Below are 20,230 nucleotides of genomic sequence, written 5' to 3' on the forward strand. Positions count from 1 at the left end.
AGTGAGGGCACGGTCATCACGGCCGGCCGCACCGCTCCACGAACCGGTACGCCATCTCCGGGGCCGCCGCCCAGTGCGTGTGCAGATAGCTGGCGTGCACACCGTCCTGTACGAAGCCCTCGACGCGGCGCTGCGGATGCGTGATGCCCCACGCGGGCGCGGCCCCCGCCCCCGGCTCGACGGCCGTCCGGTGGAACTCGTGCCCGCGCAGCCGCGTCCCGGCGGCGGCCAGCGCGCTGTCACCGACGGCCACGGCCTCCCGGTACCCGAGCGTCAGCTTCTCCGACATCCGCGCCTCGGCGTCCAGCACCCCGCACATGGGCTGCCCGTCGAGCGACCGCGCCAGATACAGCAGCCCGGCACACTCGGCGGCGGCGGGCGCCCCGGTGCGGGCGAGCTCGGCGACGGCCTTCCGCAGCGGCTCATTGGCCGACAGCTCGGGTGCGTACACCTCGGGGAACCCGCCCCCGATCACCAACCCCCGTGTTCCGTCGGGCAGTTGCTCATCGTGCAGCGGGTCGAACGGCACCACGGTGGCCCCGGCCGCGGCGAGCAATTCACTGTGCTCGGCATACGAGAACGTAAAAGCAGGTCCAGCCGCCACCGCGACCACCGGACTTCCGCCCCGTGGGGCGTCGCCCCAGCCCCCTTGGGCGGCCACCCCCGCGAGGGCAGGGCTCCACGCCCCCGCCTCGCGGCCGCTCCCCGCCGCACTCCTGGCCAACGCCAGTACCGCCTCCAGGTCCACGCCCGCGCGCACCTGCCCGGCCAGCGCCGCAACCGCCTCGACCGCCTCCGCCTGCCGCTCGGCCACCGGCACCAGCCCCAGGTGCCGCGAAGGCGTCCGCACCTGCCGAGCCCGCCGCAGCGCGCCAAGGACCGGAACCCCCGACCCGTCGAGGGCCTCCCGCAGCAGCTCCTCGTGCCGGTCCGACCCCACCTTGTTCAGAATCACGCCGCCGATCCGCACCTCCGGATCCCAGGAAGCGAAGCCGTGCACCAGCGCCGCCACCGACCGCGACTGCGAGGACCCGTCCACCACCAGCACCACCGGCGCCCGCAGCAACTTCGCGATCTGCGCCGTCGACGCCAACTCGCCCTGCCCCGCGGCCCCGTCGTACAGCCCCATCACGCCTTCGACGATCGCCAGATCGCACCCGGCGGCCCCGTGCTCGAACAACGGAGCCACCAGCTCGGGACCGCACATGTAGGCGTCCAGATTCCGCCCCGGCCGTCCCGTCGCCAGTGCGTGGTACCCGGGATCGATGTAGTCGGGGCCCACCTTGTGCGGCGAGACGGCAAGACCGCGCTCCGAGAAAGCAGCCATCAGCCCCGTCGCGACAGTGGTCTTCCCACTGCCCGACGACGGCGCGGCCACCACGATCCGTGCTACCACTCGATGCCCCGCTGCCCCTTCTGACCCGCGTCCATCGGGTGCTTCACCTTGGACATGTCGGTGACCAGGTCGGCCGCGTCGAGCAGCGCCTGCGGAGCGTTCCTGCCCGTGATCACCACGTGCTGCGTCCCCGGCCGGTCGCGCAGCACCCGCACGACCTCCTCGACGTCGATCCACCCCCAGTGCATCGGGTAGGCGAACTCATCCAGCACGTAGAACTTGTACGTCTCGGCCGCCAGGTCCCGCTTGACCTGCTCCCAGCCCTCCCGGGCCTTCTCCTCGTTGTCGACCTGAGCGTCGCGCTGAACCCACGACCAGCCCTCGCCCATCTTGTGCCAGGTGACGGTGCCGCCCTCGCCCGTGGCGCCGAGCGCCTTGAGCGCGTTCTCCTCGCCGACCTTCCACTTCGCCGACTTCACGAACTGGAACACCCCGATCGGCCAGCCCTGGTTCCAGGCCCGCAGCGCCATGCCGAAGGCCGCCGTCGACTTCCCCTTGCCGATGCCCGTGTGCACCATGAGCAGCGGCCGGTTGCGGCGCTGGCGGGTGGTGAGCCCGTCGTCCGGTACGGATTCCGGTTGTCCCTGCGGCATTACGCGGCCCTCCTTGATGCGCCCTGGGCGCCCTTTGCGCCTTGCGCGCCCTGTACGTCCTTGACCAGCCCGGCGATCGAATCCGCCCGCAGCTCGTCGAGCGTCACCGCCGTGCCGCCCAACTCCCTTGCCAGCTCGGCCGCGAGACCGAGGCGCACCATCCCCGACTCGCAGTCCACGACCACCGAGGCGATGCCCTCCGCCTCGTGCAGCCGCGCCGCCCGCCCGGCCAGCGCCACCGGCTCGGGGCCGCCGGTCGCCCGGCCGTCCGTCACCACGACCAGCAGCGGCCGGCGCGACGGATCCCGCAGCCGCTCCACCCGCAGTACGTCGTGGGCCTTCAGCAGCCCTGCCGCCAGCGGCGTACGGCCGCCCGTCGGCAGCAGCTCAAGCCGCGCCGCAGCGGCGTCCACCGACGACGTCGGCGGCAGCGCCACCTCCGCCTCCTTGCCCCGGAAGGTCACCAGACCCACCTTGTCCCGCCGCTGGTACGCGTCCAGCAGCAGTGACAGCACGGCACCCTTCACCGCGCCCATCCGCTGCCGCGCCGCCATCGACCCGGAAGCGTCCACCACGAAGAGCACCAGGTTCCCCTCGCGCCCCTCCCGCGTCGCCTGCCGCAGGTCGTCCCGCCGCACGACGAGGCCGCGCCCGGTGCGCCCGCGCGCGTGCTGGTGCGGGGCGGCGGCCTGCACGGTGGCCGCCAAGTGCAGCTTGGTGAGCGCCCCTTGGGGACGTACCGCTCCTGTCGTACGCCCGTGCTCGGTGCGCGCGCGGGAACGGCGGCCCGCCGCGCCCTCGCCGAGCCCCGGCACGCTCAGCATCTTCGTGCGGAACGGCTCGGCCGACTTGGCGGCGGGCTGTTCCGCACCGCCCTTCCCGGCGGGGGCGGGCTGCTGCTCGGGCTGCTCCTGGGGAGGCTCGGGCGTGTCGCCCCGCTGAGACTCGTCGCGCTGCGGTGCGTCGGGGCCTTCGCCGTCGTTCTGCGGCGGGATGCCACCACCGGGCCCGTCAGGACCGGGATCGGGATCGTCGTCCCCGTCTCCGCCCCCGCCGTCGCCCTCGCGGTCGTCCTGCGGGCTGTTCTGCTCCAGCGTCTCGTCGAGCTTGTCCTCGTCGAGGCCCGGCGCGTCGAACGGGTTGCGCCGCCGCCGGTGCGGCAGCGCCAGCAGCGCGGCCTGCCGCACGTCCTCCTCCTGCACGTCCTCGCGCCCGGCCCACGCGGCCAGCGCGGTCGCGGTGCGCGCCATCACGATGTCGGCCCGCATCCCGTCGACCTCGAAGGCCGCACAGGTCGCCGCGATCTGCCTGAGCGCGTCGTCGCCGAGGCGGACCTGGGGCAGCAGCGCACGCGCGGCCACGATCCGCTCCCGCAGATCGGCCTCCTCGCCCGCCCACTTGGCGACGAAGCCCGCCGGGTCGTCGTCGTACGCCAGCCGACGGCGCACCACCTCCACCCGCTGGTCGGTGTCCCGGGACGCGGCCACCTCCACGGTCAGCCCGAACCGGTCGAGCAACTGCGGCCGCAGCTCGCCCTCTTCGGGGTTCATCGTCCCGACCAGCAGGAACCGTGCGGCGTGCCGCACGGACACGCCCTCCCGCTCGACGTACGACGCGCCCATGGCGGCGGCGTCCAGCAGCAGGTCGACCAGGTGGTCGTGCAGCAGATTGACCTCGTCGACGTACAGAATCCCGCGGTGCGCGTCCGCCAGCAGGCCCGGCTCGAACGCCTTCACGCCGTCGGCCAGCGCCCGCTCGATGTCGAGCGCCCCCACGAGCCGGTCCTCGGACGCGCCGACCGGCAGCTCCACCATCCGCGCGTCCCGCGACACGCCGTCCGCCTCCTGGTGCGGCCCGTCGGGACACACCGGGTCCGGCGCCCCCGGATCGCACGAGAACCGGCACCCGTCGACCACCGGCACCTGCGGCATCAGCGCCGCCAGCGCGCGCACGGCGGTGGACTTGGCAGTGCCCTTCTCCCCCCGCACGAGCACACCGCCCACGGCGGGCGACACGGCGTTGAGCAGCAGCCCGAGCCGGAGGTCGTCCTGCCCGACGATCGCAGTAAAGGGGTAAGGCGTACTCATACGGTCTCCATCGTCGTTTCCGGCTCCACACCAATTCGCTTGAACGGTTCCGCGCGGGTCCTTCGTGGCTGGTCGCGCAGTTCCCCGCGCCCCTACGGGGCCCCTGGAGGCACGAACGGCAGGCCCACCGGCGCACCCGACTCGATGAGCCGCCACAACCCGTCCGTGTCCGCGTGCTCCTCGATCAAGTCCCCGAGCTTGTCGAGCTGTTCCTCCCGCAACGCCTCGAAGCTCGTGTCCGGCGCCGGCACGAAACGCCGCCCGGCCGCCGCCGCGACCTCCCGCAGGAAGGCGCGCCGGAAGGCGTCGCTCTCCAGCGACCCGTGCCAGTGGGTGCCCCAGACGGAACCCACCCGGCACCCGTCCAAGCCATGTCCATCGTCATCAGAGATGAACCCTTCCCCGCCCAGGACTTCGGCCACCCCGTGGTGGATCTCGTAACCCGCGACGGACTCGCCGAGCGCCTCGCCCACCGGCCGCGCCAAGGTCTTCTCCCGCGCGAACCGCACCCGCACCGGCAGCAGCCCCAGCCCGTCGACCAGTCCGGCCCGCGACTCGACCTCGTCCTCGATGCGCGTCCCCAGCATCTGGTACCCGCCGCAGATCCCCAGCACCGGCAGACCCTCGGCCGCCCGCCGCACCAGGGCCTCCGCGAGCCCCCGCTCCCTCAGCCATTCCAACGCCCGGACCGTGCCCCGGGTTCCCGGCACGACCACCAGGTCCGCGTCGGCCAGCTCCTCGGCGCGGTCCACGAAACGCACGACCACTCCCGGTTCGGCGGCCAGCGCGTCCACGTCCGTGAAGTTCGACATCAGCGGCACCGCGCACACCGCGACCCGCAGCACGTCCTCGCCGACCGGCGGCGCCACCACGGACTCGCGCACCGCACCGCGCATCGACACCCGCAGGCCGTCCTCCTCGTCGATGCCGAGCCCGTGCGCGAACGGCAGCACGCCGTACGTCTTGCGCCCGGTCAGGTCCTCCAGCATGTCGAGACCCGGCTCAAGCAGCGACACATCGCCCCGGAACTTGTTCACCAAGTACCCCGCGACCAGCCGCTGGTCCTCCCGCGCGAGCAGCGCCGTCGTACCGAAGAACGACGCGAAGACACCACCGCGGTCGATGTCCCCGACCACCACCACCGGGAAGTCGGCGGCCCGCGCGATCCCCATGTTCACGATGTCCGTACGGCGCAGATTGATCTCCGCGGGGCTTCCCGCGCCCTCGCAGATCACCGCGTCGTACTGGCCGCGCAGCTGGGCCAGGCACTCGGTCACCGTCCCGAGCAGCGCCTCCCGGTGGCCGCCCTGTACGCCCTTGCCGTACTCCTTGCCGCCCGCCGTGCCGAAGAAGCCCCGCGCGCTCATCTCGCCCACCGGCTTGCCGAGCAGCACCACCTGGCTGGACCTGTCACTGCCCGGCTTGAGCAGCACCGGGTTCATGAGCGCGGTCGGCTCGACCCGCGCCGCCTGCGCCTGCATCGCCTGGGCGCGCCCGATCTCCGCGCCCTCGCGCGTCACGAACGAGTTCAGCGACATGTTCTGCGCCTTGAACGGGGCGACCTTCACCCCCTGCCGCACCAGCCACCGGCAGATCCCCGCCGTGACCACGCTCTTGCCCGCGTCCGACGTGGTCCCCGCGACCAACAGCCCGCCGCCACTCATGAGTTACGCCCCTTCGCGTACGAGAACGCCAGCCGCCCCGCCGCACACACGGCCAGCGCCAGCACATTCACCCGGCGCGACAGCCGCACCGCACGCTCGATGTCCGGTACGGCCACGGGCCGCCCGGTGTCCCCGTTGAGCACCGCCCGGTGCTCCACCCGCCCCGCGTACGACAGCGTCCCGCCGAGCGTGACGCCCAGGGCGCCCGCGAACGAGGACTCCACCGGGCCCGCGTTGGGGCTCGGGTGCTTCGACGCATCCGTCCGCCAGGCCGCGAGAGCACCCCGCGAGTCGTCCCCGGCCAGCACCGCCAGTGCGGCCGTCAGCCGGGCACCCGGCCAGCCCGCGACGTCGTCGAGGCGGGCCGACGCCCACCCGTAGCGCCGGTAGCGCGCCGACTTGTGGCCGACCATCGCGTCCAGGGTGTTCACCGCGCGGAAGGCCACCAGCCCCGGCACGCCGCCGACCGCGCCCCAGACCAGCGCGCCCACGACCGCGTCCGAGGTGTTCTCGGCGACCGACTCCACGACCGCGCGCGCCATCTGCTGCCCGTCCAGGGCCTGCGGGTCCCGCCCGCACAGGTGCGGCAGCCGCTCGCGGGCGACGTCGAGGTCACCGGCGGCGAGCGCCCCGCCGACGGCACGGGCCTCGCGCCCCAGCGACGTACCGCCGACAACGGACCAGGTGGCGGCGGCGGTCAGGACGACGGAAGCGACGGGGGAGCGGCGTACGGCGCGCGCGGCGACGGCCGCCGCTCCGGCGGCTCCGCCGACACAGACCAGGGTGTGCAGTGCGCCCCAGCCGCGGTGGTCGCGCCACAGCGTCCGCTCCACCGCGCCGGCGGCACGTCCGAAGGCGGCGACGGGGTGGCCCCGCCGGGGATCGCCGAGCAGGAGGTCGCCGAGCAGTCCGGCGGCGGCGCCGTAGGCGAAGACGCGGGCGGAACTCGGACAGGGGGCGGCTGAACTGCGGGTTCCGCAGCCGGGCATGGCGATGTGTCCTTAACTCAGGGTCCGCGCCCTGGTTCGACGTGACGAGCGGCTGGGAGTTCCTGGCTTCCGTACGACCGGGTGGGTCGGTACGTGACAGTGGCGGGACCGCGCCGGATTCGCACCGGCTTCCTCTCCATGCCGCCGTATTGGCTCCGGCAGTCCACCACGCCCCGAGAACACCCGTCAACCTGGGCTTGACCTGCGGTGCTCCCCGGGCCCGAGGGGCGTACGCAGAACCGCCCCGCGCACGGGGCGCGGGGCGGCGGGGTGGGGCGAAGTGCGGGTTCAGACGACGATCAGGAAGATTCCGTACGCCACGGCCGCCGCGCACAGCGCGAAGCAGGCGTACGCGCCGGTGCGCGCCATGGTTGCGGAACCGCCCGAAGCGGCGGCGCTCTCCTGCTTGGAGAGGCCCACGATGCCGAGGGTGAACAGGCCCACCAGACCCACGGTGGCCACGAGGCTGACGCCGAAGACGGTGCCGAGAGCTGCCCAGTCGATGTTCATGTCGTGTGCGTCCTTAGACCGATGCGGCCGGGCGGGCCGCCTCGGTGGGGGTTCCGGCGGGGGAGTGGAGGGTGGCCTTGAGGTCGCCCGTCGTGGTGTGCGTGGCCTCGTGCGGGAACACACCGGCCGGGGGCGGGGTGACCGCCGCCATGGCGGTCGTGACGACGCCCGCGGGCTCGGCCGGGGCCGGCGCGTCCAGGTCGTCGGCGGTGACGTTGGTGTGGTCGACCGGCTTGCGGCGCGACAGGGCCCAGATCACGCCGGAGCCCGCGACCAGCAGGACCGCCACGACGGTGACGCCCCAGGCGCCCTGACCCGTCAGGTACTCCGCGGCGGCGGCGACCAGGCCGGCCGCCGGCAGCGTCAGACCCCAGGCGACGAACATCCGGGTCGCGGTCGACCAGCGGACGACGCCGCCCTTGCGGCCGAGTCCGGCGCCCATCACGGAGCCGGAGCAGACCTGGGTGGTGGAGAGGGAGAAGCCGAGGTGCGAGGAGGCCAGGATGACCGTCGCGGCGCCGGTCTGGGCGGCGAAGCCCTGCGGCGGACGGAGGTCGGTGAGGCCCTTGCCCATGGTGCGGATGATGCGCCAGCCGCCGAGGTAGGTACCGGCGGCGATGGCGACACCGGCCGAGACGATGACCCACAGGGGCGGGTTCGCGCCGGGGGCCAGCACGTTGCCGGTGACCAGGGCCAGGGTGATGACGCCCATGGTCTTCTGCGCGTCGTTGGTGCCGTGCGCGAGCGAGACGAGACCGGCGGAGGCGATCTGGCCCGCCCGGTAGCCCTTGGCGGTGGACTTCTCGTCGGTCTTGGACGCCAGCTTGAAGGTGAGCTTCGTGGCGAGGTAGGCGGCGATGCCGGCCACGATCGGCGCGGCGATCGCGGGCAGCAGCACCTTGGTGATGACGACGCTGCCGTTGACGCCCGAGGTGCCGACCGACATCAGTGTGGCGCCGATGAGGCCGCCGAAGAGTGCGTGGGAGGAACTGGACGGCAGGCCGATCAGCCAGGTCAACAGGTTCCAGAGGATCGCGCCGACGAGCGCCGCGAAGATCACTTCTGTGGTGATGCCGCTCTCGTTGATGAGCCCGCCGGAGATCGTCTTCGCGACCTCGACGGAGAGGAAAGCACCAACGAGGTTGAGCACGGCGGACATGGCCACCGCCGTCTTGGGCTTGAGTGCGCCGGTCGAGATGGTGGTGGCCATCGCGTTGGCTGTGTCGTGGAAACCGTTCGTGAAGTCGAACACGAGAGCGGTGACGATCACGATTCCGAGGAGGAGCGTGATGTGTTCCATTTACCCAGGCAATCGTTTGAGGTCAGTGGCTGTTGGAACGTAGGTAACCCGAGTGAACGGAAGGTGAACTGGGGAGGGCGTACCGGTGACCCGAAACACCGCGCCGCCGTTCCGCTTTCACCGGAACGGCGGCGCGGGCGGGCCCTCGCAAGGGCGTCAACGACGCGTGAAGGCACTCAATCGGCCGTGTGAGCCGTTGAAGAGATTCTGGTCACCCGGAAGTGCGCCCCGGCCGTTGTTGAACTGCCAGAAGGTCCAGTACGACCAGCCGGCCGGCAGCGCGCCGGGCGAGGAGTTGTAGCGCGCCAGCCACAGCGCGTGGTTCCCGCCGAAGGCCCGGCTCTTCCCGGTGCACTGGTTCCACCAGAGCGTGGTCGTGTAGATGACCGGACGGCGGCCGGTCCTGCGCCGCACCTCGTCGCTGAAGGACCTGATCCACGACACCATCTGGCCAGGCTTCAGCCCGTAGCACTTGTTCCTCTTGTTGGTCTTCTTGTACGGGTTGTTCTCCAGGTCGACGGCGGGCGGCAGGGTCCGGCCGTCGGCCCGCCAGCCCCCTCCGTTGCGTACGAAGTAGGCGGCCTGGGTCCTGCCTGACGACTGGTGCGGCAGCGCGAAGTGATAGGCGCCGCGCTTGATGCCCACCTGCCGCGAACCGTTGTACTGCTGGGCGAAGTAGGGATTGCGGTAGGTGTGGGACTCGGTGGCCTTGACGTAGACGAACGTCGCGCCCTTCTTCTTCGCCTTCCGCCAGTCCACGTTCTTCTGGTGGCCGGAGACGTCGTGCCCGCGCGGCTTGGCGGCCGCCTCCGCGGTCGGGCCGCCCAGCAGGACCGTGGTCCCCAGGGTCAGCGTGGCGGTGAGGCCGGCCGCGGCCGACAGGGACAGGGTGCGCCGACGGGCGCGCCGACGGGACGGTTTGTGATCACGGGCCATGGTTCCCCCCGGAATGGCTACGTGCATGACAAATCAGGGCAGAGGCTACTGGAAGATCCACAGAACCCGGTCGATCTCCGGCCAACCCGGGCCGAGAAGGGGCGAAGGGGGCCTGCGGGACTTACGGAGCCCCGGCCTCCGGGCTACAGTGCGCCGCGCCGGGCTGGCAGGATGCGGCACATGGCGACGGAACAGACGGAACCGGCGGACGCGACACCCTCGAAGGGCCGGGCGCCCTCGCAGGACCCGGGCGCGGCGCACGCACACGATCCGGCCGCGGCGCACGCGCACGATCCGGCCGCGACGGACCCGCAGGGCCCGGCCCCGGCGCCCTCGCAGGCCCCGGCCGACGCGGTCGGGCGGGCCTGGCGGGAACTGGTGCACACCGCCCGCAGGTCGGTGGCGGACGGGCTGGTCGTCGGCACGTCGGGGAACGTCTCGGTACGCGTGGGCGGCCTGATCCTGGTGACCCCGAGCGGCGTCCCGTACGACCGGCTCCGCCCCGGCGACGCGGTCGGCGTCGACCTCGAAGGCCACCAGGTGCTCGGCGACCTCGCCCCCACCAGCGAACTCCCGATGCACCTCACCGTCTACCGCACCAGCCGCGCGCGGGCGGTCGTGCACACCCACGCCGTGCACGCCACCGCCGTCTCCACCCTCGTCGACCGGCTGCCCCCGGTGCACTACATGGCCGCGTCCATGGGGGGCCAGATACGCACGGCGCCCTACGCGACGTACGGGACCGAGGAGTTGGCCGAGAACGTGCGGCGCGCGCTGCGCGATCGCACCGGCTGCCTCCTGCGGAACCACGGCACCCTCACCTACGGCGACTCCCTCGACCAGGCCTACGACCGCACGGCGCAGCTGGAGTGGATGTGCCGCCTGTGGCTCACCGCCTCCTCCGTCCCCGGCCACTCGCCGACCCTGCTGTCCGCCGCCCAGCTCGACGCCGCCGGGCGACAGCTGAGGGAGTACGGACAGCAGGGGCACGGGGGGCAGGGCCAGGGACAGCAAGGCCACGGGGAGCCGGGCCACGGGCAGCCGGGCTGAACCCCCGGTTCCCCTTGCCGTCGCCCCCGGCGGACCCCGCCCACTGGCAGTCCCGGCCCGCTGTACGGACACTGAAGCGGTGCACCCGGCTAAAGCGGCGGCAGCGGCCGTCACCACTCTGATAGGCATCGGCGCGGCAGCGGTCGCGGCCGCCCGGTACGCCGGCGACGCCGCGCTCAAGGCATCGCCCGGCCGGCCGTCGCCCGGCGACCCCCGGGTCACCGTGCACGCCACGGCGGCCGGACAGGTCACCTTGACCCGCGGTCTCGCCACCCTCCGGCCGGGTACGTACGGACTGGAGGGCGAGGGCCCGGCGGGCGAAGGGGTCCACGCCGTCGTCGGCCCCGTCCTGGACGCCGTGCCTCACGAGGCGCACACGGTAGTCCGCCGCCTGGAGCGGGTCACCCGCGGCTCCCTGGAACCCGGCGCGAAGGTACGGCTGACCCCGCAGGTCCACACCGGCGATCCGCGCAGCGCGCTCGGCCTCGACTTCGAGCACGTCGAGGTCATGGGCGAGCTCGGGGCGCTGCCCGCCTGGTTCGTGCCCGGCTCCCGCACCACCTGGGTGATCGCCGTGCACGGCCTGGGCACCACCCGTGAGCACCCCCTGAACGTCATGGGCCTCCTGCACCGCTACCGCCTCCCGGTACTCGACCTCGGCTACCGCGGCGACCCCGGCGCGCCCCGCTCCCCGGACGGCCTCGCGCACCTCGGCGACTCGGAGTGGCGCGACCTGGACGCCGCGATCCGGCACGCCGTGCGCCAGGGCGCCGAGCGGATCATCCTGTACGGCTGGTCCACCGGAGCCGCGATGGCCGTGCACGCCGCCACCTCCTCCGCGGTCCGCCACCTCGTCCGCGGACTCGTCCTCGACTCCCCGGTGCTCGACTGGGAGGCGACCGTCCGCGCACTGGCCGCCGCCCGGCGCACCCCGGCCGCACTGCTGCCGCTCGCCGTACGGGCCGCGCAGGGCAGCACGGGACCGCACGGCGACCGGCTCCGGGAGGCCGCCGACCCGAACGGGCTGCGCGTCCCCGCGCTGATCTTCCACGGGCCGGGCGACACGGTCGCCCCGTGGGGCCCCTCCCGCGCACTGGCCGCCGCCCGCCCGGACCTGGTGACCCTGCACACGGTGCCGGACGCCTCGCACGCGGCGATGTGGAACGCCGACCCGGCCGCCTACGAGGAAGCCCTCCGCCGCTTCCTCACCCCGCTGATGTAGCCCGCCGACGGGGCCCGCGCGGCCGCGTCCGCTGGGGTCCACGAGCCCCGTCCGACGGCGCCCGCGCGGCCCTTTCCGGTGGGGTCCACGAGCCCTGTCCGGTGGGCCCACGTAGCAGAAATCGAGGCCCGCCGGGGGCGGCGCGCGGCATTCCGTTTGGGCTTTCGGGCAGTCAGCGGAGACACTGCTGCACGTGACGTCCCGTACACCGCGCGACTCCAGGCTCCGACTTGTCCGCCCGCGACCCCTCGCCACAGCCCGACGGGCCGTGACGAACCGGCGTACCCGCCCGGCCCCGCGTCCCCCCGAGGGGACTCCCGCCCAGGCGGAACTGGCCCACTACGCCAGGGAGGTGCTCGCCGACGCCGCCCGCATCGCCCGCTGGGCCGACACCGAGCGAGCCCGCGGCGCCGCCCCCCGGCCCGGCCAGGCAGGCACGCTCTCCGACGCGTCCGCCGAACGGGCCGCCGAGGCACTGCGACTGACCGAGGCTCAGGTCCGCGCGGGCTGGGACCGCGCCCGCCTCGCCGGTCTCGTCGAGATCCACGGCGCCAACGCCCGCCCGGGCTGGCGGCTGCGCGCCTGGGACCGCGACGACGCCGCGGTGCTGCGCGGCTGGGTCGCCCTCTTCGACGCCTGGTCGATCGTCCACCCCGCGCCCGAGGGCATCGCCCCGGTCACCGTGGCGGAGGTCGTGGAGTCCGTCCCCCAGGTGCTCTCCCTCCTTCAGCTCTCGGCCGGCCCCGTCCTCGTACCGGCCCTGCTCGACCTGCTGGAACAGCGCGTCGCCGAACTGCACGAGGAGCGCTGCGAGGTGCCGCCCAACCTGCACGGCATCCCCGCGCAGTCCGTGCCGCACTCGCATGCCGCCCCCGTACCCCTCTCCTCCCTCCTCGACTGGGTCCTCGCGGGCCTCGCCTCCGTGGGTGCGCTGACCCTCGGCGAGGGCCAGGCCACCCTGACCCCCCTCGGCAGCTGGGCGGTCTGGGTCAAGCTGGAGCAGATCTGCGTCGCCGCGCAGAGCCCCGCCGGGAACATCGAGCAGTCCGCCGACGCCATGCTCAGCGGCTGCGCCCGCCTCACCCCCGGCCCGGCCCGTGCCGAGTACCGCGCCTGGCTGGCCGCCCGCACCGTCGGCACCGCCGTCCTCGAACTCCTCGAAGTGGCCCGCGGCGAGGACGCCCTGCTCCGCGGCCTCGCCTTCGAGGCGCTGCGCGTGGTCGGCGCCCCCGCCGAGGCCGAGGTGCGCGCGGCCGCCGACGAGCTCGCCCTGCGCCCGTACGCCCTGCTCTGGCTCGCCGAGCACGAGGGCACCGACCCCGAGGAGGCCCACGACCTGCTCACCCGCGAGGAGTCCACCTGGCTCTGGGTGGACACCGCAGCGGCCGTCGCCGACCACGGCGAGAGCGAGCTGCTGGTCCGCCACCTCGAATCGGCGGTCCAGGGCACGGTCGCCGCCCTGCTCGACGAGGTCCGTGCCGTGGGCCACCCGCGCACCGTGCAGGTCCTGGTCGCGCTCGCGGCCGCCCATCCCGACCCGGCCCTCGCGAAGGCCGTGCGCCGCGCGGCGTTCCAGGTGCACACCGGCGGGGCGTAGCGGACGGGGCGGGCAGCCGACCAGCCGACGGACGGGCAGCCGACGGGACGGCGGAGGCCCCGCGGCGGACCCGGTCACGGCCGGCGCCGGTCACGGCCGGCTCCGGGTCATGTGCGCCGGGGTCGCGCCCGGGGGCTCAGCTGTGGGCCCCCGGTACGTACGTCCCGAAGGACCAGACGTTCCCCTCGGCGTCCTTGGCCATGTAGTCGCGGGAGCCGTAGTCCTGGTCCGTGGGCGGCATCAGGATCTCCACCCCGAGCGCCGCCCCGTACTCCACGGCGTGCTTGTGGTGGGCGTCCGTGTCCGTCACGACGACGTAGACGCTCGTCGGGCCCGCGTCCGCCATCACCTTGTCGAACTGGCCGCCCCGGCCCTTGCTGCCCAGCATCACCGAGCCGTTGCCGTAGCTCAGCTCCGCGTGCTCGACGGTGTCGCCCTCGCCCTCGTACACCGCGTCCTTCGTGAAGCCGAAGGCCTCGGTCAGCATCACGACGGCGGCCTTCGCGTCCCGGTAGAGCAGGGTCGGGTACACGCTCGGTGCGCCGGTCGTTGCCTCTGTCATGTCACTCACCCCTCGATCCGAACGGGCCGCACTCTGTGACCCACGACACAGTCTTGCAGGGGGGTCTGACAATCGCCGCTGACCAGGGCGAATACCGCCAAGTGGGGCCCACCTGGCCCTCGGCCCTTCGGGTCAGCGGAAGGTGTTGCACTGCGCCATGTCGCCCGACTTGAAGCCGGTGTAGAACCACTGCTGGCGCTGCGCCGCCGACCCGTGCGTCCAGTTCTCCGGCGTCACCCGCCCCTGGAACTTCTCCTGGATCCGGTCGTCGCCCACCGCGGCCGCCGCGTCGAGCCCGTCCCGGATGTCCGCCTCGCTGAGCTGCGTGATCAGCGGCCTTCCGGTCTTCTCGTCCGGCGTACGGGTCGCGTGCCGCGCCCACACCCCGGCGTAGCAGTCGGCCTGGAGCTCCACGCGCACCGCGTTGCTGGTCGCGCCCTGCCGGCCGTCCTGCGAGCGGGCCAGGGTGCCCATCTTGTTCTGGATGTGGTGCCCGTACTCGTGCGCCACGACGTACGCCTGCGCGAAGGGCCCGCCGCTGGAGCCGAACTTCGTCCGCAGCTCGTTGAAGAACCCCAGATCCAGATAGACCTGCTTGTCGGCGGGGCAGTAGAAGGGGCCGACCGCCGAAGTGGCCGCACCGCACGCGGTGGAGACCCGGTCGGTGAAGAACACCGTCCGCGCGGGCCCGTACTGCGCGCCCCGCCGTGCGAACTCCTGCCGCCAGAAGTCCTGCACGCTGTTGACCACACCGAGGATCCGGCAGTCGTCCTTGGTGTTCGCGTCCCGCCCCGTCCTGCAACTCTGCTGCACCTGCGCCTGCGAGGAGGCGGACGTCGCGGGCTCCTGGTCGCCGGATGAGAGCCCCAGCTGTTCCGGGCCGACCCCGAACAACACCCCCATCACCAGTGCGATGAAGCCGACGATGCCTCCGCCGATCGTGGCCTTTCCGCCGGGAATGCGGCTGCCGCGCACATCCCGGACCTCCGAGCTGTCCAGATTGGCGTCGTCGTCGAACTGCACGGGGCCGCACCACCCTCTGCTTCCGCTGACTCGGCCGGCCGCCCCGCCGGTCGGAGGGAAGGCGGTGCCGGCCGGGCGACGGCGGTCCGTCGCCCTGCGCCGAGTATCAGCCCATTCATTCGCTTGTGCCCTTCTTTCCAGTGCTACGGGGTCGCCGCCGAACGGGGGACGGGCCGCACACCGTCCGCCGTGTCGCCCTGACCCGGCCCTGCACCCGTTCCCGCGCCGATACGTTCTGAGCCAGGCCCGCCCCGTCCCCGGGGCAGCGGCAGCACAAGGGGGAACCCGTACCGATGACCGTCCCGGCCGCCCGCCGCCCCGCCCGGCTGCTCCCGCCCGCCCGGCTCCTCCTCCCGGTCCTCGCGGCGGCCCTCGCCGTCCCCCTCCTCACCGCCGCCCACCAGGCCCGCCCCGCCCCCTACGGCGACCGCCTCACCGCCCACGCACCGGACCCGGCGACCGCCCACGCACCGGACCCGGCGACCGGCCCCGCCCGCCGGGTCAGACAGCGGGCGGCCGACCCCGCGCTCCGGGTCCGCGCGGAGGCCGTCGAGGCGTACGACAGGGCCACCGGACGCAACCGCTGGACGTACGCCCGCACGGGGCACCGCCCCCTCGCCGTGCACCCGGCCCCCGGCCACGCCTTCACGCTCTGGAGCGACGGCCTGGTCACCGACACCGTCCGCGCCGACGGCCGCGCGGTCCGCTGGCACCGGGCCATCCCCGACTTCGACGGCCGCGCCGCCGGTGTGCTGCGGCCCCTCGACCCGGCGGCCGAGATGCTCGCCGTCGTCAGCCCGCGCCACATCGCCGCGTACCGCACCGCCGACGGGGACCTCCGCTGGGTGCTGCCCGCCAGGCCCGGCTGTGCCTTCGCCGCCGACCGCGTCGTCACCGCCGGGCGCACGCTCCTCGTCGCGCAGCCCTGCGCCGAGCCCGCCGCCTGGACCGACCAGGTCGTCCCCGTCGACTCCCTCGGCCGGGTGACACCCGACCGCACACCGCTCGGCAACGGGCGCGCGCCCCGGGGAGCCGGGCCCCGAAAATCGGTTGCGGACGACCGTTAGACTGGGCCGTATGGCACCTCTCCTTGCGCATTAAGCGGCGTCGAAGAAGTAAACCTCCCGCCCGTCAAAACTTCCGCCGTCAAACCCCCGCACAGGAGTTTTTCCGTGATCACCGCCTCCGGCATCGAGCTGCGCGCCGGCGCCCGCATCCTCATCGAGAACGCGTCCTTCCGAATCGCCAAGGGCGACCGCATCGGCCTCGTCGGCCGCAACGGCGCGGGCAAGACCACCCTCACCAAGTGCCTCGCAGGCGAGGGCACCCCGGCCGGAGGCACCATCACCAGCTCCGGCGAGGTCGGCTACCTCCCGCAGGACCCGCGCACCGGTGACCTGGACGTCCTGGCCAAGGACCGCATCCTCTCCGCCCGCGACCTCGACTCCGTACTGCGCAAGATGCGGGAGAACGAGGAGCGGATGTCCACCGGGCAGGGCGCCACCCGCGAAAAGGCGATGAAGAAGTACGAGCGCCTGGAGACGGAGTTCCTCACCAAGGGCGGGTACGCCGCCGAGGCCGAGGCGGCCACCATCGCCGCCGCGCTCGGGCTGCCCGACCGGGTGCTCGGCCAGCCCCTGCACACCCTCTCCGGCGGTCAGCGCCGCCGCGTCGAACTGGCCCGCATCCTCTTCTCGGACGCCGACACCCTGCTCCTCGACGAGCCCACCAACCACCTCGACGCCGACTCCATCGTCTGGCTGCGCGACTACCTGAAGACCTACCGCGGCGGCTTCATCGTGATCTCCCACGACGTCGAGCTCGTCGAGACGGTCGTCAACAAGGTCTTCTACCTGGACGCCAACCGCGCCGCCATCGACGTCTACAACATGGGCTGGAAGCTCTACCAGCAGCAGCGCGAGGCCGACGAGAAGCGCCGCAAGCGCGAGCGGCAGAACGCCGAGAAGAAGGCCACCGCCCTCCACTCGCAGGCCGACAAGATGCGCGCCAAGGCCACCAAGACCGTCGCCGCCCAGAACATGGCCAAGCGCGCCGACCGCCTGCTCGCGGGACTGGACGCCGTCCGGGTCTCCGACAAGGTCGCCAAGCTGCGCTTCCCCGAGCCCGCGCCCTGCGGCAAGACCCCGCTGATGGCGGAGGGCCTGTCCAAGTCGTACGGCTCGCTGGAGATCTTCACCGATGTCGACCTGGCCGTCGACAAGGGCTCCCGCGTCGTCATCCTCGGCCTCAACGGTGCAGGCAAGACGACCCTGCTGAGGCTCCTCGCCGGGGCCGAGAAGCCCGACACCGGACAGGTCATCGAGGGCCACGGCCTCAAGATGGGCTACTACGCCCAGGAGCACGAGACGCTCGACCCGGACCGCACGGTCCTGGAGAACATGCGCTCCTCCGCCCCCGACCTGGACCTGGTCGAGGTGCGCAAGACGCTCGGCTCGTTCCTCTTCTCGGGCGACGACGTCGACAAGCCGGCCGGTGTCCTCTCCGGCGGCGAGAAGACCCGGCTGGCGCTCGCCACCCTGGTCGTCTCGTCCGCCAACGTCCTGCTCCTCGACGAGCCCACCAACAACCTCGACCCGGCCAGCCGCGAGGAGATCCTCGGCGCCCTCCGTACGTACAAGGGCGCCGTCATCCTCGTCACGCACGACGAGGGCGCCGTCCACGCGCTGGAGCCCGAGCGGATCATCCTGCTCCCCGACGGCGTCGAGGACCTGTGGGGCCCGGACTACGCGGACCTCGTGGTGCTGGCGTAGACGCACCGGCACCACCCGCGCCGTTCCGTGGCCCTGGCATATACCGGAGACAAAGGACCAGGCAGTCGCCCTGGTCGGCGGCTCCGGACTGATCCACTTCGACTGGATCATTCGGCCTACGCGTGATCCTTCATCTGAGTGAGTGGCTCTCGTACCCCGGCGCGTCACACCCCGCACTGAGGCCCGCCCCGTCATGGGGCGGGCCTTCGGCGTTCACTGATCGTTTTACGGCGCTGACCTGGTAATTCCTCGCGGTGCCCGGAATCCGGTATGGCGAAGGACACGCGGAATTCGAAATTCCGGCCCCGGCTGTCACTTCCTCCGCGGCGAACCTTGTTGTACGGACCTTGCCGAATGGGTGGCCAGGAAGGCGGGAAGGGGTGATCATGAGAAGTCCAGAGCGCACTTCCTTGAGGAGGCACGGGTGGCCGAGACTCTGAAGAAGGGCAGCCGGGTAACCGGCGCCGCGCGCGACAAGCTCGCGGCAGACCTGAAGAAGAAGTACGACTCCGGTGCGAGCATCCGGGCGTTGGCCGAAGAAACCGGCCGCTCCTACGGATTCGTCCACCGGATGCTGAGTGAGTCCGGAGTGACGCTGCGGGGACGCGGCGGAGCTACGCGCGGCAAGAAGGCCACGGCCTGACAGTCACGCTTCCGGCTGTACCTGGCTGTACCTGTACGCGTACCCAGTGGTGCGCGTACACGGTCGGTGCGGGGCCGGTCGTGGACACGGTTCGCCGGGTGGTTACTGTGCAGTCACTTAACTGGTGACGGCACCGTATCCGACCCCGGAGGCACCCCATGGCTTCGCTCGACCCCGTACTCGACAAAGACGGCGTGCAACTCACCGTCGAGGACGCCGTAGCCACGGTGACCCTGGCCAACCCGGCCAAGCGCAACGCCCAATCTCCCGCTCTGTGGCGGGCGTTGACGGAGGCCGGGAAGGCGTTGCCCGGATCCGTCCGGGTGGTCGTGCTGCGCGGAGAGGGCAAATCCTTCTCCGCGGGCCTCGACCGGCAGGCGTTCACCCCGGAAGGCTTCGACGGTGAGCCGTCGTTCCTCGACCTCGCGCGTGGTTCCGATGCGGACCTCGACGCGGAAATCGCCGCGTACCAGGAGGCTTTCACCTGGTGGCGGCGGGCCGACATCATCAGCATCGCCGCGGTCCAGGGCCATGCGATCGGTGCCGGATTCCAGCTCGCCCTCGCCTGTGACCTGCGGGTCGTCGCCGAGGACGTGCAGTTCGCCATGCGCGAGACCAGCCTGGGCCTGGTGCCCGACCTCACCGGTACGCACCCGCTGACCGGCCTCGTCGGGTACGCCCGCGCGCTGGAGATCTGCGCCACCGGCCGCTTCGTCCACGCGGCGGAGGCCGAGCGCACCGGCCTCGCCAACCTCGTCGTGCCGAACGGTGAACTCGACGGCGCGGTGCGGGACTTGACCGATGCCCTGCTGGCCGCTCCGCGCGACGCCGTCATCGAGACGAAGGCGCTGCTGCAGGGCGCCTCGGGCCGTACGTACGAGCAGCAGCGCAGCGCGGAGCGTGCGGCGCAGGCGCGCAGGCTGCGGGACCTCGCGGGGCTCTCCGACTGATCGTCCGCCCGTATCGGGCTGTTGTCGCGCTACTTCTCGTACGTCACGACTTCTCGTACGTCACGTCGGTCTCGTACGTCACGACTTCTCGTACGTCACGTCGGTGACCAGTACGGCCACCGACGGGTGTTCCGGCAGCGCGTCCGCCACCGCGGCGCGGACCGCCAGGGCCACCTCCCGTGCGGGGTGCTCCCCGGTCACCGCCACCTCCATGAGGACGTGGTGGCCGGGGACCGCCGTGTCGTGGCGCACCGGGGAGCCGAGCACCGAGGTCAGGCGGGCCACGCCGGGGACGGCGGTGGCGGCGCGGGCGGCGACGGCCTCGGGGCTTCCGCCGTTCCCGGGCGCGTCGTCCCGCTGCCGCTGTCGCCCGGGTGGGTCAGTGGGGTCCGGCTTTTCCCGTACGTCGCGCGGTGCCTTCGGCGACTCGCCCAGCAGCCCCGTGACCCGGAGGTCCACCTCGGTCACGGTCAGGCCGAGACGGTCCTCGGCGGCCGAGAACAGGGCCGACCGCAGCCGGTCGGCCGCGTACGGAATCGGCTCCCTGGGCGAGGCCTCGAACTCCGCCTCGATACGCAGCGGTCCGGGCGGCAGCGCGCCGGGGGGAGGCGGCACGGCGGGCGGTTCCCGTACCCCGTCCGGGTCGGCGGGGCCCACCCGGAGCGCGCCGAGGCGCACCCCCGCAACGTCCTTTCCGGCGCGGCGCAGTACGGCGTCCGCCGCGCGTTCCGCGAGCCAGCAGCCGTCCGCCCGGGTGCCCAGCGGCAGCAGTCTGCCCAAGCCCAGCCGCTGTCGTACCGCCCGCGTCCAACCGCCGTCGGGCGCTGAGGGTGCTGTGGATGACATGGGGCTCAGCCTGCCGCATCCACGGCGCGGCATCGGGTATCCGGACTTAATGTGGCAACGGAGTCCAGTACCGCGTACCCCTCGGAAAGGG

The 20,230-nt window shown here is 72.9% G+C and carries 18 protein-coding genes and 1 riboswitch; of the genes, 7 read left to right on the forward strand and 11 right to left on the reverse strand.

Translation table 11 applies throughout. The annotated features are described in order from the left end of the window. Positions 1–16: 16 nt before the first annotated feature. From ACH4SP_RS18685 to ACH4SP_RS18720, 8 genes are all read right to left on the reverse strand, one after another. Complete coding sequence (locus ACH4SP_RS18685; RefSeq protein ID WP_398416122.1) at positions 17–1,396, reverse strand: cobyrinate a,c-diamide synthase; 1,380 nt, start codon at positions 1,394–1,396, stop codon at positions 17–19. Continuing rightward, entirely contained in the window at positions 1,390–1,989 is a 600-nt protein-coding gene (cobO, locus tag ACH4SP_RS18690; protein WP_398416124.1) for a cob(I)yrinic acid a,c-diamide adenosyltransferase, read from the reverse strand. The genes ACH4SP_RS18685 and cobO overlap by 7 nt, the downstream gene beginning before the upstream one ends. After that, positions 1,989–4,076, reverse strand: coding sequence for a putative cobaltochelatase (locus ACH4SP_RS18695; RefSeq protein WP_398416126.1), 2,088 nt, complete (start codon positions 4,074–4,076; stop codon positions 1,989–1,991). Before ACH4SP_RS18695 ends, cobO begins: the two co-directional genes overlap by 1 nt. Positions 4,077–4,168: 92 nt before the next feature. Then, positions 4,169–5,740, reverse strand: coding sequence for a cobyric acid synthase (locus tag ACH4SP_RS18700; RefSeq protein WP_398416128.1), 1,572 nt, complete (start codon positions 5,738–5,740; stop codon positions 4,169–4,171). Then, positions 5,737–6,729: a cobalamin biosynthesis protein gene (locus ACH4SP_RS18705; RefSeq protein WP_398416130.1), complete on the reverse strand. Its 993-nt coding sequence runs from the start codon at positions 6,727–6,729 to the stop codon at positions 5,737–5,739. Before ACH4SP_RS18705 ends, ACH4SP_RS18700 begins: the two co-directional genes overlap by 4 nt. 36 nt (positions 6,730–6,765) lie before the next feature. Then, a riboswitch (cobalamin riboswitch) is annotated at positions 6,766–6,904 on the reverse strand. A gap of 113 nt (positions 6,905–7,017) precedes the next feature. Then, positions 7,018–7,239, reverse strand: a complete 222-nt coding sequence (locus tag ACH4SP_RS18710; RefSeq protein WP_398416132.1) for a hypothetical protein — start codon at positions 7,237–7,239, stop codon at positions 7,018–7,020. Between the two features lie 13 nt (positions 7,240–7,252). Further along, entirely contained in the window at positions 7,253–8,539 is a 1,287-nt protein-coding gene (locus ACH4SP_RS18715) for an anion permease (RefSeq protein ID WP_398416134.1), read from the reverse strand. A 156-nt stretch (positions 8,540–8,695) separates the two neighbouring features. Next, entirely contained in the window at positions 8,696–9,475 is a 780-nt protein-coding gene (locus ACH4SP_RS18720; RefSeq protein ID WP_398416137.1) for a lysozyme, read from the reverse strand. Between the two features lie 375 nt (positions 9,476–9,850). On the opposite strand from ACH4SP_RS18720, the gene ACH4SP_RS18725 reads away from it, so the two are divergent. From ACH4SP_RS18725 to ACH4SP_RS18735, 3 genes are all read left to right on the forward strand, one after another. Beyond that, positions 9,851–10,525 carry a class II aldolase/adducin family protein gene (locus ACH4SP_RS18725; RefSeq protein ID WP_398416332.1) on the forward strand — a complete coding sequence of 225 codons (675 nt, stop codon included), beginning with the start codon at positions 9,851–9,853 and terminating at the stop codon, positions 10,523–10,525. 79 nt (positions 10,526–10,604) lie between these two features. Continuing rightward, entirely contained in the window at positions 10,605–11,747 is a 1,143-nt protein-coding gene (locus ACH4SP_RS18730) for an alpha/beta hydrolase (RefSeq protein ID WP_398416139.1), read from the forward strand. Between the two features lie 193 nt (positions 11,748–11,940). Next, the gene (locus tag ACH4SP_RS18735) at positions 11,941–13,344 is read left to right on the forward strand and encodes a hypothetical protein (protein ID WP_398416141.1); all 1,404 of its coding nucleotides are present in this window, start codon (positions 11,941–11,943) and stop codon (positions 13,342–13,344) included. Positions 13,345–13,480: 136 nt separating this feature from the next. Here the strand turns inward: ACH4SP_RS18735 and ACH4SP_RS18740 are convergent, their stop codons facing one another. Both ACH4SP_RS18740 and ACH4SP_RS18745 read right to left on the reverse strand, forming a co-directional pair. Beyond that, the gene (locus ACH4SP_RS18740; RefSeq protein ID WP_398416143.1) at positions 13,481–13,906 is read right to left on the reverse strand and encodes a VOC family protein; all 426 of its coding nucleotides are present in this window, start codon (positions 13,904–13,906) and stop codon (positions 13,481–13,483) included. A 132-nt stretch (positions 13,907–14,038) separates the two neighbouring features. After that, positions 14,039–14,929, reverse strand: coding sequence for a neutral zinc metallopeptidase (locus tag ACH4SP_RS18745; protein ID WP_398416145.1), 891 nt, complete (start codon positions 14,927–14,929; stop codon positions 14,039–14,041). Between the two features lie 293 nt (positions 14,930–15,222). Here ACH4SP_RS18745 and ACH4SP_RS18750 point away from each other — a divergent pair, with 293 nt between their 5' ends. The 4 genes from ACH4SP_RS18750 (at position 15,223) to ACH4SP_RS18765 (ending at position 19,293) form a co-directional block, all read left to right on the forward strand. Continuing rightward, positions 15,223–15,996 carry a hypothetical protein gene (locus ACH4SP_RS18750; protein WP_398416147.1) on the forward strand — a complete coding sequence of 258 codons (774 nt, stop codon included), beginning with the start codon at positions 15,223–15,225 and terminating at the stop codon, positions 15,994–15,996. Positions 15,997–16,101: 105 nt separating this feature from the next. After that, the gene (locus tag ACH4SP_RS18755) at positions 16,102–17,700 is read left to right on the forward strand and encodes an ABC-F family ATP-binding cassette domain-containing protein (RefSeq protein WP_398416150.1); all 1,599 of its coding nucleotides are present in this window, start codon (positions 16,102–16,104) and stop codon (positions 17,698–17,700) included. Positions 17,701–18,124: 424 nt separating this feature from the next. Then, the gene (locus ACH4SP_RS18760; RefSeq protein ID WP_185035675.1) at positions 18,125–18,343 is read left to right on the forward strand and encodes a helix-turn-helix domain-containing protein; all 219 of its coding nucleotides are present in this window, start codon (positions 18,125–18,127) and stop codon (positions 18,341–18,343) included. A gap of 158 nt (positions 18,344–18,501) precedes the next feature. Continuing rightward, a complete protein-coding gene (locus ACH4SP_RS18765) occupies positions 18,502–19,293 on the forward strand; it encodes an enoyl-CoA hydratase/isomerase family protein (RefSeq protein ID WP_398416153.1) in 792 nt (263 codons plus the stop codon). Positions 19,294–19,371: 78 nt separating this feature from the next. Here ACH4SP_RS18765 and ACH4SP_RS18770 read toward each other — a convergent pair whose 3' ends face one another. After that, positions 19,372–20,139, reverse strand: coding sequence for a nucleopolyhedrovirus P10 family protein (locus tag ACH4SP_RS18770; RefSeq protein ID WP_398416156.1), 768 nt, complete (start codon positions 20,137–20,139; stop codon positions 19,372–19,374). Positions 20,140–20,230 lie beyond the last annotated feature (91 nt).

The organism is Streptomyces sp. NPDC021093 (assembly GCF_044333135.1).
GTDB lineage: Bacteria > Actinomycetota > Actinomycetes > Streptomycetales > Streptomycetaceae > Streptomyces.

Coding starts and splice junctions, on each gene's coding strand:
- ACH4SP_RS18720 (WP_398416137.1), bottom strand. CDS start 9,475: ATGGCCCGTGATCACAAACCGTCCCGTCGGCGCGCCCGTCGGCGCACC.
- ACH4SP_RS18695 (WP_398416126.1), bottom strand. CDS start 4,076: ATGAGTACGCCTTACCCCTTTACTGCGATCGTCGGGCAGGACGACCTC.
- ACH4SP_RS18705 (WP_398416130.1), bottom strand. CDS start 6,729: ATGCCCGGCTGCGGAACCCGCAGTTCAGCCGCCCCCTGTCCGAGTTCC.
- ACH4SP_RS18710 (WP_398416132.1), bottom strand. CDS start 7,239: ATGAACATCGACTGGGCAGCTCTCGGCACCGTCTTCGGCGTCAGCCTC.
- ACH4SP_RS18750 (WP_398416147.1), top strand. CDS start 15,223: ATGACCGTCCCGGCCGCCCGCCGCCCCGCCCGGCTGCTCCCGCCCGCC.
- ACH4SP_RS18700 (WP_398416128.1), bottom strand. CDS start 5,740: ATGAGTGGCGGCGGGCTGTTGGTCGCGGGGACCACGTCGGACGCGGGC.
- ACH4SP_RS18765 (WP_398416153.1), top strand. CDS start 18,502: ATGGCTTCGCTCGACCCCGTACTCGACAAAGACGGCGTGCAACTCACC.
- cobO (WP_398416124.1), bottom strand. CDS start 1,989: ATGCCGCAGGGACAACCGGAATCCGTACCGGACGACGGGCTCACCACC.
- ACH4SP_RS18740 (WP_398416143.1), bottom strand. CDS start 13,906: ATGACAGAGGCAACGACCGGCGCACCGAGCGTGTACCCGACCCTGCTC.
- ACH4SP_RS18770 (WP_398416156.1), bottom strand. CDS start 20,139: ATGTCATCCACAGCACCCTCAGCGCCCGACGGCGGTTGGACGCGGGCG.
- ACH4SP_RS18715 (WP_398416134.1), bottom strand. CDS start 8,539: ATGGAACACATCACGCTCCTCCTCGGAATCGTGATCGTCACCGCTCTC.